This is a genomic window from Niallia sp. M35 (assembly GCF_050971705.1).
Classification (GTDB): Bacteria; Bacillota; Bacilli; order Bacillales; family Cytobacillaceae; genus Niallia; species Niallia circulans_A.
Genome location: NZ_JBPCEP010000026.1, coordinates 17,946 through 30,156, shown reverse-complemented (window position 1 = coordinate 30,156; position 12,211 = coordinate 17,946). Strand labels below are relative to the sequence as shown.

Below are 12,211 nucleotides of genomic sequence, written 5' to 3'. Positions count from 1 at the left end.
TTTAAATTGGTTCTATTTTGATGAACTTAAGTCATAAAGGTATTTATAATGAAAACGATGTCTAACCTTACTATTAGTAAAAGAATATAAATGTATTTGTTCATTTGGATAATTTAAGGAAATGCATTGACTCATATAGTAGCATACGTTATAGTCATACATAGTTTATTATTAATGGTGTAAATCATTCACATCTATACCTGAGGTGAAAAAAATCATGATAAATGGAAAAGAACGCATGGATGAAAGTATTCTCGTCTGCGTTTATTACGGTCCTAACGGTGAACGTCTTATACAACGAGGCTGTAAATTAGCTAATATGCTTGATTGTCCACTCTATATTCTTACGGTGGATTCCAAACCGTTTGATGAGCTGGATGCAGAAAAGTCAAACTATATTACTAGATGGAAAGAGTTAGCTGAACGTCATAGTGCGGATGCGTTTATCATTAAAGACAAGGAATCAAGACCAATCTCTAAGGTGATCGCAGAAGTAGCTAGAGAAAAAAACATCACCCAAATTGTTCTTGGTCAAACAGCGCAAAGTCGTTGGGAGCAGATCGCAAAAGGTTCGATTATTAATTCGTTATTACGTGAAATCCCATTTGTTGATCTTCATATCATTTCGGTCGCCCGTTTTTTGAAAAATCCTGAAGGTCAATATGAAAAAGGTGTACGTGCATATTTAGTAAAAGAACAAAATGGATATCGTCTAATTTTCAATCATACAAAGCAGGTAATGTATGAAGGGATTTTCTTTAAAGAACACGGTACGGATTTTAATAATGGTGTTTTCAAATTTATGAAAGATCAAGAAACATTGCAAGTGCAAGTACATGAGGATATCGTTAACGAATTAACGAATGTTGACATCGATACGAACGCTAGTAACGATGATGATTATCTATAGGCCATTTATACTCCACCAAACTTGGTGGAGTTTTTTATTAAAGATTAACATCCACTTTAACTAATCTCTTTTCGTGCTTTTCAATGCCTATATATTTTAAAGTTTCCGAACGGGAAGTGTGATTGTATACATGCATCAATAAAGAAATAGCTATCCCCTTTCGGTAGGCATGGTAGCCGAATGTTTTTCTCAAGGTATGCATTCCAATCTTCCCAGAAATTCCAACTAATTTTGCCGCTTTGTTTATAATCCGATAGGCCTGTTGACGAGTAATCGGTTGATTATTCTTCTGAGACTTAAAAAGAAATTCATCCTCTTCAAATTCATGTTCTTGCAAATATTTCTCCAATTCAATATGCACTTTACTATTTAAATAGTATGCCTTCACTTCATCTGAATCACGAAGATACAAAAACTCCTTAATTCCCGACGCATCTCTTACATCCCGAACTTTTAATGCGAGTAAATCACTAACTCTTATTCCTGTATTAATACCTAATACAAAAAGGAGCAAGTCTCTTTGAGATTGTTTTCTTAATACTACTTTAATCGCATTAATACTCTCAATTTCTTTTATAGGATCGACATATTCCATCGGTTTGCCTCCCAATAATGTTACATAACTTTATGTTATCATCATTTAAGTAACATTACAATGAATATCTACTATATAAATGTTATTTCTTTTGTAGTATGCTTCTCTTGTGTGTAAATAATCTGTTATGAAGTTTTCTAGAGAATTTGCTTTTCTATGCTACCGGAAAAGGATTTTTTTAACTTATATGAAAAAGAATATGAATAGTTTTTTTGTTACCTTTTGTCTTAGATTTTCTTGAAATGGGCTTTGACGCTGCTTCCAATCCTGACAAACATAGACAAAGGCAGTAAATGTCTCCCATCTACTGCCCATCCTACTTAATATTGAAAAATCTCTAGCCATTCCTCTCCCGTTTCCATATCTCTCACTTTATACGTATTTCTATCTACCTCCTTTTCTCCTATCATAATGACCTTTTTGACCCCTTCTTTATTTGCTTTCTCTAAAGCTTTTGCCAGTTTTTTCTTTCCTAATTCTAATTCCACTTTAAAACCTTGGTCTCGAAGCGCTTTTGCTGTTAATATAGCTTCTATCGGGCGACCAACGGGAATAATGTAGTAGTCTAGCCTTTCCGCTTCTGAAAAGTGATTTTCTAATGAAAGAGCGGCTAAAATGACATCCAGCCCAAAAGAAATGCCCACTGTTGCATAAGTTTCTTCAGAACCAACTAGCCCTCCTATCGCATTATCATATCTTCCGCCACTACCAATGCTTGACTTTACGCTTTTATCTGTTAAAAAAATTTCATATATCGTTCCTGTATAAATTTCAAGGCCTCTCGCAAGAAATGGATTGAATACGCAATATGGCTCAAGTTCTAGCCGTTTTAAATATACTTGTAATTCATTCCATTCTTCCAGTCCCTGTTTGATAATCTCCTCTTTTTCTGCCAACTGTCGATACTGCTCCACAATACCGTCCAAGTCCTTTTGTAAAAATGCTTCGATAGCGTCTATCGCACCTTGTTCTAATCCAACTTCTCTCAGTTCTTCCTTAATTTTATCCTTACTAATTTTCTCGATTTTGTCTAATATCAAAATTACGCGGTTTACCATTTGACCAGTAATATTCAACTGACGGAGAAATCCAACTAATAATTTGCGATTATTATATTGAATCGTCACATCCATCTTTAATTTTTTGAAAACATCCAATGCCATCATCATGAGCTCTGCTTCGGCCACTTGCGATTGAACACCTACAATATCCACATCACATTGTGTGAACTCTCGGTATCGGCCTGTCTTTATCGGTCCATCTCGAAAAACTTTGCCAATCTCGTAGCGTTTAAAAGGCATTTTTAATGTTGGGTTCATCGCAACAACCTTCGCAAAGGGGATCGTTAAATCATAGCGCAGCGCCAGCTCTCTTTTTCCCCGATCAGAAAGTGTATACATTTCTTCTAATATTTCTGCCCCGCCAGCATATTTAGAAGCAAGCAAGCTTTGATAATTTAAGATCGGTGTCTCTATCGGCTTACAGCCATACTGAATAAATACATCTTCCATCGTTCTGCGGATCGCTCTTCTGATTCCCTCCTCTTCTGGCAAATAATCGAGTGTTCCCTTTACATTTTGATAATTCATCTTCTTCATTTTTTTAGCCTCCTGTTTAAAAATAAAAAACCGCCCTTGATTTAAGTAGTAAAACTTAATCAAATGCGGTTTCATGAGAAATAGCCTTCCTATGTACGATTTTTAAATCGAAATAGCAAGACTACTGTTTATGATGATGTAATTGTGAAAGAAAGATACTAAGTATGCGTTTAACCATTTCCATCACCTCGTATTTTCCAAATACTTTAACATATTAGTAAAGAGAAAACAATAGCCATTTATTATAACTTTCTTTCATGTCCATATATGATACTATCTTAATTAGATTGGTAGGTGATGATAATGATAAAAGAAGTCTGTGTAGAAAACTTTACACTTGTTCCGAGCGCCATCCAAAAAGGGGCCGATCGAATTGAGTTATGCGATAACCTTTCTGTTGGAGGAACAACAGTAAGCTATGGCGTTGCCGCAAAAACGATTTCCTATTGTAGAAATACCGATACAAAGGTGATGGCTATCATTCGCCCAAGAGGCGGAAACTTTATGTATAACGAGCATGAGATAGATATTATGTGCCAAGATATCCGCCTTTTTAAAGAGCTTGGTATAAACGGTGCAGTAATCGGCTGCTTGGATAAAGCTAACTGGATTGATGAAGAAGCGCTGGAGAAATGCTTAGACGCTGCTGCTGGGATGGAGATTACCTTTCATATGGCCTTTGACGAAATTGCTCCACAGCTAAAATGGCAAGCAATTGATTGGCTCGCATCCCATGGCGTGCACCGTATTTTAACACATGGTGGCCCTCTATCAACAAGAATAGAGAACAATCTTCCTGCACTAAAAAGTTATATAGAATATGCTTCTGAAAAAATTATTATTATTCCTGGCGGCGGAATAACATCTGCTAACCTTCCGTTGCTTTCTTCAGAGTTAGGAATGAAAGAAGCGCATGGGACAAGAATTTTGGGAGATTTATAATTTGTGTCCTCAGGGGTCATCCTTCTTTCATGCAAACAGCAAAGGGACTATCCCTAAATGGACAGTCCCTTCTATTAATTATTCGCTTCTTTATAGTTCTCGTCAAACCATTTTAATACAATCTGGATTGTTTTATCCCAAAATGCCCAGTTATGGTCTCCCGGCATTTCAATATAATGATAATCTCTTATTTTCTTTTGTGCTTTCTCTCTAAACTTTAAGTTGTCCTGATAAAGGAAGTCTTCTGTACCACAGATTTGCAGCATTTTCACATGGCTATCTTCTTTTAGCTTCTCCAAAAGATGGAATAAGTCATTTTCACTGCCAGCCAGCTGCTGGATAGATCCAAAAATATCTGCAAATGCTTTGTCTCTATCTCTATCCCTCTTCCACAATTCTACGACATCCATCGCTCCGGATAAGGAGGCAAAGCTGTTGAAGCGATCAGGAAAAGTTAGAGCCAATTTTGTTGCGCCATAGCCGCCCATGGATAGTCCAGCAACAAAGCTAGCCTCTTTCTGATCGGAAATACGAAACCACTTTCTAACTAATGCAGGCAATTCTTCCGATAAAAACGTCCAATAGCGATTTCCATTCACCATATCTGCATAGTAACTTAAATCTACTTGAGGCATCACAATCGCAAATTCATACTCTGAAGCATACCTTTCAAGTGATGTAGCTGTTAACCAAGCTTCGTCATCATCAGACCAGCCATGTAACAGATAGATAACAGGAATAAGGGCGCTATTCCCTTTATCAGGAAGATAAATATTCATAGAAGTTGCTTTTCCTAAAACTTCAGAACGAAAATTCACTTTAGAGACAGCCATTTTTCCACCCCTACTTTTTATTAGAAATAAATGATTTCCCTTCTACAAAACTGGTAATTATCCATTCATCCTCGACTTCTTCATTATTTATCAACTGAACCACTTTTTCCGCGGCAACCATTCCCCAACGATGTTTGGAATAAGAAATTGTCGCTAATGACGGATTAAGAAAAGAGCCAATTTCTATATTATCAAAGCCAATAAGAGAAATATCTGTGCCTATCTTTCTATCTTTATCTTTAAAATATTTATAAATTCCTACAGCCATTTCATCATTAAAAGAAAAAATGGTAATAGGTGAGCATGTCATCTTCGAATGGATAATTTCTGCTGCTGCATAACCCGATTCCTCCGTAAATGCAGAGGGAATAACCTCATACTCGACGCCATAGCGAGCTAATTCGCGTTCACTAGCCTCCATCCTTTGCCGGCTGTCAAACGCTTCTTCTGGACCTGTTACCAAATAAACTTTTCCCAGATTACTTGAAATTATTTTTTCCACCGCAAGCGTTGCTCCGCCTTTATTATCCAATAGTACTTTTCTAACATTAGGACAACTGATTTCTCGATCCAGCACAACTAAAGAGTGCCCTCGATTGGCAAATTGAATAATTTCTTCTGTGCTAAAGCTCCAGTCTAGGATAATTCCCCCATCCACCATTCTTTCTGGAAGAAATAAATGGGACTTCTGCCCACTACAAACAATCATGTCATAGTTGTAATAGGCAAGACCCCGTTTAATTCCTTCTAATAGCTCTCCATAGAAACTCCCGCCATAATCTGCAAGATAGACAGCTATAATTTTTGTTTCCTGCTTTTTCAATGTTCTCGCTGCCATATTAGGAATATAATTGAGCTCATTTGCAATAGCAGTTATTCTTGCACGAGTGGCTTCCGTTACCTTTGGACTGCCATTTAGTGCATAGGATACGGTAGAAATAGAAACACCAGCTGCCTTAGCTATATCTTTAATCCCTACCATTGCCTTCACCCCTTCCTATTAGCAGTACACTTCTAATATATTTTCTTGTTGTAATACTTTCTTCATTGCTTCCTTATTTAAGCATATTCCACCCTGCCGATAAAGATTATCTTCAAGTCTGTTCTCTAGAACATTTCCATTAAAGATCGCCTTCTTATCTTTAGACCCAAGTGTATACTTAATCTCTACAGGCTTATCTAATAATTGAAATGTTACAGTTAAGCCATTTAAGCTTTGTGGCAGAACTGGATCAATAATAACCTCTGCAGCTGTTTGGCGAATCCCTAATACGTTGCTTATTAACTGATTAATATAAATTCCTGGCCCGCTAGAGTATATACGCCAGCCGCCTTTTACAGGAACACCGCCATTTTTAAGTTTACCAAAATTCTCTTGTGCTTCATACCTCGTTTTGAAATCGCCATCAGAACTGCTGAAATAAACATTACTCTGACGAATAGCTGCATTTTCCACACGATCTTTGAGACCAATTGGATTAATCGTATTTAACCCTTTCCACGTTTCTTCCGCTTTCCCTAACTTCGCCATTGCTTCCGTAAAACGAATATGAGCGTGTACATATTGCAAACCAATTTCTCTTCCAAAGTTAGCCGCCTGTTCCGCACGTTTAAAGTTAGTGCTTACGCCGCCTTTATAAGATGCAGGCCGATTCATTAATCGCACTCCATCCGGAAAATATAAATTTTCTTTTATAATTTGATAATGATGCTCGGCTATCTCCGGTGTGATTAATTCTGCAATCATACTTCTCGTCATGGGTAATAATCGGTATTGAATATTTGTTTTTTCATCATCTGGATGTATCATTAATTCCACATGATCCGAATCCTCCATATAGACAAATCCTGGAATAGTATCTGCACTTAATATAAAGCGGTTAAAGTCCGCTTTAATATTTTTAGCCAAATCAAAAAGGTATGCTGCATACAGATTATCATAACTCTCTAACGCTCTCGCTAAGTTACGAATTGTCTGGTAGGTAAGTGCTACAGTCCAGCTGCTAGCCATATTCTTCTTTAACCTGCTATCATATGGCTGTAATGTATCGTCCCAATCTCCATCTCCATAACAAGACAAAAATGTATTCGGCAGAAAATTTGTCTCTATATAATGGATTTGCTTCTTAACATGCTCCATTAACGGATAAAACTCTTCCGTTTTTGCAAATGTATCTCGATTTGTAAATGGAATAGACTCCGCTAATATGCTCGCATCTCCTGTAAATGTTAAATAATCTCCAACTACCTTTAACGGCCATACAATAACATCACCATGACTTTCATCTGCCTTAATCTTTTCAAATCGATCAAACATAAACCACTGCGGCCAATTCCCATCATTTTCGAATTGGTTTGCATATACTTTTTTCAATATCTCACGAACAATTTCAGGGCGATTAACGGCAAAGAAATATTCCACTGGTCCCTGCGAAACGTCCCTTGTTCCCCATGCAGCACCGCCATATTGCTCTAACCCGTGTGGAGACAGATAATGGACTAGCATATTATGAGAATACCATCTACTAAGCAGATTCATTCTCTCTACTTCTTCTTGAATGAGTGGATTCTCATGCTTCATCTGAAAACCATTTAATAATCCATCCAGATAGCGTTCATAGCTTTCCGTCTCTATACCTTCGCTCTTTTGATGATGCTGATAATTTCCTCTATGCAAATTCCCCTGAATAGTAAGGTTTACGGTATGTTCTTGCAGCAATTCTAACATAACTAGCGGGAAGTCCGATCCTTCCTTAAGGGAAACAAAAACCGTTTCATCCTTCAACGTAAAGGATTGTTCAACATGGATATGATAAGTTAGCTCTGGATAGCCTTGATCGACAGTTGAACTTGGTGTGCCATTAAATGTGATGACTTGATTTGATTGTTCCCATTTAAATGGTACCGAATCCTCTCCATCATTCATTAAAATATGATTACTAATGACAAAATCATATTTTTTCCCTCTTTTACTTTCGATGCTCAGCTTAATCTCATGGTCTTCAACAGAGGTATAATTTGTCACTATAATCAAGTCATCCGCAAGCTTGTAATACCATTTAGCAACATTAAAGCCCATTTCAAATGCAGATGGCATAGCTAATAACTGCCACTGATTATTTATTTTCATATAAATCCGCTGACCAGATTTCTTCATTATATTAAGTGAATTTCTATTATTGCTCATCATTTTGTTCATGGAAGTGTTCCCTAAAACAATTTGGGAATTAAAAATCCCATACATATAGACCGTTGTAGCCATTACCGGTTTATCTACTACTAAGTCAGTTCCGCTTAAAAGGATATGACCATGCGGCCTTTCCATTTGAACTTCCTTTTCCTTTAATACAACATGATGTTGATTATCTGTGAAAAAGGACAAAAGCTTTTGATCTACTATCTCTTTTTCTAGTTGAATCCCAAATAACTCATCTATTTCCTCAGGAGTCAGGCTTTCTGTTTTGATAACTTGATTAACAATACGCGTCATTTTATTTACTGGTTTTGTAACCTGTTCCAATTTGTTTGCTTCTACCCAAATTTCTTCTATTTGTTGAGTAGTGAAAAAGGGTTTCTCTACAGCTGTTGGATGATTTTCCAAGATAGAACCATAAAAAACAACCGATTGCTTCTCTTGTACATTTCGTTTATCTGTTTGTAGGGCCGCATAAGCCATTTCATACTGATAAACCTCTGTTGACAGGCTTTCCCTCTGTAATGCCTCAGGAATATTTGTTTCTTTATAAGACATTCCAAAGAATTGATATCCATCTGTACTAAATCCAATTGTTTTTTGCAAACATCCTTGTTGTAAATACGGGAATTTACCGTCTTGCGGCTGATTTTGCCTAGAGCAGATTGTATATCCATGCTGTGTATCGATGTAATGATCGATATATTGAGATACATAAGCCTCATTCGATTGAACGGCTCCTTTTGCCGCGATGCCAATATCCTGTCCATATAATAAATCTACTGTTTGATTCCCTTGTAAAGAAACTTCCCAGAACCATACGTCATGTGAGGTTACTATAAATTTAACTTCATAGGATACTCCTTCAAAGGTGCCACTCCAAATTAATGCACGCTCACCTACTGCCAGCTTACTATCCGATTGAATACCAAGTAATGGTGTCGAAAGAATTGTCCCCTTTTTAAACACACGCAAATAGATTTGGTTTGCACTGCCATCTAATAAATTCCCTATGAGTTGGTTAACCATTATATCTTTATGACGAATCTCATATATATCCCCGCTAGGAAGAAATGAAAATGTCGTATTATTCCCATTCAATGTAACTGTTTGCGTATTCATATCTTCATACCTATCCTCTTATCTTTTTTAATTCAAAACTTTTTGATTGAAGTTCTATGCTATTTGGACCAACCATTACTTCAAAATCGCCGTCATCACTTAAAAATTGCATATTTCTATGAGTATATCGAAGCTGCTCTTCGGAAATTTTAAAGGTAACCACTTGCTTTTCTCCATTTTTTAACTGAACTTGCTTAAAGTCCTTTAATTCCTTAACAGGACGCACAACCTCTCCAACTAGATCACGTATATAAAGCTGGACCGTTTCTGTGACAGGATAATCTCCTCTATTTTCCACTTCCACCGTAATTGTCACTGCTTCATTCTCCGATATGGTCTCTTTATCTAATTGCAAATTACTGTAGACAACCTCGCTGTAGCTTAACCCATAGCCAAACGGATAACGTGCATAATTCGAAACATCTAAGTATTTAGAAACATATTTTTCGTCCGGATTCTCTTCATAAGGACGACCTGTATTATCTCCATTGTAGTAGACTGGCACTTGCCCCACATTTTCAGGAAAACTCATGCTTAAACGCCCGCTTGGGTTTACATCTCCATATAAAATGTCACTTAGCGCATTTCCACCTTCTGTCCCAGGGAACCACGCTTCTACAATGGCATCCGCTCCATCTAGCTCACTAATATCTAATGGTCGGCCATTATACAACGTAACGATTATCGGTTTACCTGTATCCTTTAATTGCTTAAAAAGCTTTATCTGTTCTTTTGGCAAGCAAATATCACTTCGGCTGGCCGCCTCTCCACTCATCCATTCTTGTTCCCCTAAAGCTAATATAACGACTTCTGCATGACTCGCTGCTTTTAGTGCGCTTGAAATCATGTCTTCTGATAGTTTAAAGTAATCACAAGGTACTTCTGCTGAGAGAATATTAGCAGATTTCTCCTGCATCCCTTCGAGTAACGACACAGCTTCATCCATTTTCCCTTGCCATGACCAAGCTCCTAAAATATCCTGTGAATCTGCTCCCGGTCCGACAACTGCTACTTTTTGATCGGCAGATAACGGCAAGACACCATTGTTTTCTAGCAATACAATTGATTTTGCTGCTATTTCTCTGGATGCATTTCGATGAGATTGTGACAGTATTACTTCTTTTTCCCGATCTGCATCTGCTCCACGATGAGGATTTTCAAATAACCCTAAATCATTTTTCAATTCTAAAATTCTTAGCACGGCTTCGTTTAAAAGTTTTTCGTCTACTACTTCTTCCTCTACTAACTCCTTTAAATACTGAGCATAACAAGTGGTCATCATCTCAATATCTACTCCTGCCTTTATGGCAAGCTCCGCAGCTTTTTTTTCATTTCTAGCTACTCCATGAGCAATCAATTCCTTCACTGCTCCCCAATCAGATATTACTACTCCATCAAAACCAAACTGGTCCCTTAATATTTTTCTAAAAAGCCACTCATTCCCAGTTGCAGGAATCCCGTCAACTGTATTAAAGGAGGTCATTACTAATTTAGCACCTGCATCAATAGCAGCTTTGTAACTCGGCAAATAACTTTCCCTTAGTTGCCGTTCAGACATATCGACCGTATTATAGTCTCTTCCTCCCAACGGAGCACCATATGCAGCAAAATGCTTTACACAGGCCGCCAGTCGTTCTGTATCGCTTTTCAAGTCTTCTCCTTGATAGCCACGCACTAACGCTTTAGCAAATTCACCATTTAAATGAGCATCTTCTCCTGTTGATTCCATCACTCTCCCCCATCTAGGGTCGCGCACTAAGTCAACCATCGGTGAAAAGGTTACATGTAAACCAGATACACTAGCTTCTAATGCAGAAATTCGCGCCATTTTTTCAGCAGCTTCTAAACTCCAGGAACTCCCTAAACCTAAAGGAATGGGGAAAATCGTTCGAAATCCATGGATAATGTCAGCCATCATTAAGGTTGGAATTCCTAAACGATGCTTTTTCATATATTCCTTTTGGATACGAATAGCTTCTTCAGCTCCCGATAAACCTAATGTAGAGCCAGCTTGTTTGATATTTTCTTCTGTTAACCCTAAATCAGTTAAAGGTCCTGTCATTTCTTCACTTTTTTTTGTATAAAAATCGGCGGAAAGCTGTAGAAGCTGATCTACTTTTTCCTCTACTGTCATTTCATCCACTAATTTAACTAAATCTTCATGTCTCATTTACATGCTCCTTACTTCAATCCTGATACATTGAATCCTTGCAGGATGTATTTTTGGAATATCATGAATACAATAATGATTGGAATAATCATAAAGGTAGAACCAGCCATCTGCAGAGCATAATTGCTTGCATATTGTCCTTTTAAAAGCTGTAGACCAACAGATAATGTATAATACTTTTCATCATTTGCCATAATTAGCGGCCATAAGAAGGAATTCCACGCACCGATAAAGGTCAATATTCCTTGCACAGCTATAACCGGGCGTGAAACAGGCATAATTATTTTCCAAAATATTTTCCATTCACTCGCACCATCTAATCGAGCCGCTTCTAATAATTCGTTCGATATAGTAGACATAAACTGACGGAATAGGAAAATGGCGAAAGCCCCCACTAGACCCGGAAGAACAATCCCTGCCATTGTATTTGTTAAGCCCATGGCGTTTAAAATCAAATAAACTGGAATCATCGTGACTTGCCCAGGTATCATCATTGTCGCAAGCACTAAATAAAAGAGTATATTTTTCCCCTTGAAGTTATATTTTGCAAATCCATATCCTGCCATCGCGTTTAAAATTAGTCCGCCAAATGAGCATAGGACGATAATTAATGTATTTTTTAAATACACTGCAAAGTTAAACGCTAAAAACAATTCTTTAAAATTAGCAAAGGTGATCTCCTGCGGCCAAATAGTTGGAGGAAACTGCATAATTTCCGCATCCGTTTTCAGGGAAGAAAGCAGCATCCAAATAAATGGTAAGACCATAAAGAATCCGCCAACAGTAAGAATAATTCCAACAATCCATTTTGAAGTTCTCATTTGCTTTTGAGATGTATGCATAGCTAT

At 37.4% G+C, this 12,211-nt stretch carries 9 protein-coding genes; 2 read left to right on the top strand and 7 right to left on the bottom strand.

The genetic code is table 11. The annotated features are described in order from the left end of the window. Window positions 1–217: 217 nt before the first annotated feature. On the top strand, window positions 218–910 hold the full coding sequence (locus NiCM35_RS25015; protein WP_123258565.1) for a universal stress protein: 693 nt from the start codon (window positions 218–220) through the stop codon (window positions 908–910). Between the two features lie 37 nt (window positions 911–947). Here NiCM35_RS25015 and NiCM35_RS25010 read toward each other — a convergent pair whose 3' ends face one another. Together NiCM35_RS25010 and NiCM35_RS25005 are read right to left on the bottom strand one after the other, a co-directional pair. Beyond that, window positions 948–1,505, bottom strand: a complete 558-nt coding sequence (locus NiCM35_RS25010) for a tyrosine-type recombinase/integrase (RefSeq protein WP_095329395.1) — start codon at window positions 1,503–1,505, stop codon at window positions 948–950. A gap of 320 nt (window positions 1,506–1,825) precedes the next feature. Further along, window positions 1,826–3,103 (bottom strand): histidine--tRNA ligase, encoded by a 1,278-nt coding sequence (locus NiCM35_RS25005; RefSeq protein ID WP_433780857.1) that lies wholly within the window; start codon window positions 3,101–3,103, stop codon window positions 1,826–1,828. Window positions 3,104–3,406: 303 nt separating this feature from the next. On the opposite strand from NiCM35_RS25005, the gene NiCM35_RS25000 reads away from it, so the two are divergent. Further along, the gene (locus NiCM35_RS25000; RefSeq protein WP_171510214.1) at window positions 3,407–4,045 is read left to right on the top strand and encodes a copper homeostasis protein CutC; all 639 of its coding nucleotides are present in this window, start codon (window positions 3,407–3,409) and stop codon (window positions 4,043–4,045) included. A gap of 74 nt (window positions 4,046–4,119) precedes the next feature. Here the strand turns inward: NiCM35_RS25000 and NiCM35_RS24995 are convergent, their stop codons facing one another. Genes NiCM35_RS24995 through NiCM35_RS24975 form a run of 5 tightly spaced genes read right to left on the bottom strand, consistent with a single transcriptional unit; the run spans window position 4,120 to window position 12,205 of the window. Beyond that, the gene (locus NiCM35_RS24995; protein ID WP_095329392.1) at window positions 4,120–4,878 is read right to left on the bottom strand and encodes an alpha/beta hydrolase; all 759 of its coding nucleotides are present in this window, start codon (window positions 4,876–4,878) and stop codon (window positions 4,120–4,122) included. 10 nt (window positions 4,879–4,888) lie between these two features. Beyond that, on the bottom strand, window positions 4,889–5,860 hold the full coding sequence (locus NiCM35_RS24990) for a LacI family DNA-binding transcriptional regulator (protein WP_433780856.1): 972 nt from the start codon (window positions 5,858–5,860) through the stop codon (window positions 4,889–4,891). A gap of 18 nt (window positions 5,861–5,878) precedes the next feature. Beyond that, on the bottom strand, window positions 5,879–9,193 hold the full coding sequence (locus NiCM35_RS24985; protein WP_433780855.1) for a GH36-type glycosyl hydrolase domain-containing protein: 3,315 nt from the start codon (window positions 9,191–9,193) through the stop codon (window positions 5,879–5,881). 10 nt (window positions 9,194–9,203) lie between these two features. Beyond that, window positions 9,204–11,363, bottom strand: coding sequence for a beta-glucosidase BglX (gene bglX / locus NiCM35_RS24980; protein WP_433780854.1), 2,160 nt, complete (start codon window positions 11,361–11,363; stop codon window positions 9,204–9,206). Between the two features lie 11 nt (window positions 11,364–11,374). After that, the gene (locus NiCM35_RS24975; RefSeq protein ID WP_061797067.1) at window positions 11,375–12,205 is read right to left on the bottom strand and encodes a carbohydrate ABC transporter permease; all 831 of its coding nucleotides are present in this window, start codon (window positions 12,203–12,205) and stop codon (window positions 11,375–11,377) included. Between the last annotated feature and the right edge of the window lie 6 nt (window positions 12,206–12,211).

Bases quoted from the DNA above. Each gene is read 5' to 3' on its own strand.
- NiCM35_RS24975 (WP_061797067.1), bottom strand. From the start codon at position 12,205: ATGCATACATCTCAAAAGCAAATGAGAACTTCAAAATGGATTGTTGGA.
- NiCM35_RS24985 (WP_433780855.1), bottom strand. From the start codon at position 9,193: ATGAATACGCAAACAGTTACATTGAATGGGAATAATACGACATTTTCA.
- NiCM35_RS25015 (WP_123258565.1), top strand. From the start codon at position 218: ATGATAAATGGAAAAGAACGCATGGATGAAAGTATTCTCGTCTGCGTT.
- NiCM35_RS25010 (WP_095329395.1), bottom strand. From the start codon at position 1,505: ATGGAATATGTCGATCCTATAAAAGAAATTGAGAGTATTAATGCGATT.
- NiCM35_RS25000 (WP_171510214.1), top strand. From the start codon at position 3,407: ATGATAAAAGAAGTCTGTGTAGAAAACTTTACACTTGTTCCGAGCGCC.
- NiCM35_RS25005 (WP_433780857.1), bottom strand. From the start codon at position 3,103: ATGAAGAAGATGAATTATCAAAATGTAAAGGGAACACTCGATTATTTG.
- bglX (WP_433780854.1), bottom strand. From the start codon at position 11,363: ATGAGACATGAAGATTTAGTTAAATTAGTGGATGAAATGACAGTAGAG.
- NiCM35_RS24995 (WP_095329392.1), bottom strand. From the start codon at position 4,878: ATGGCTGTCTCTAAAGTGAATTTTCGTTCTGAAGTTTTAGGAAAAGCA.
- NiCM35_RS24990 (WP_433780856.1), bottom strand. From the start codon at position 5,860: ATGGTAGGGATTAAAGATATAGCTAAGGCAGCTGGTGTTTCTATTTCT.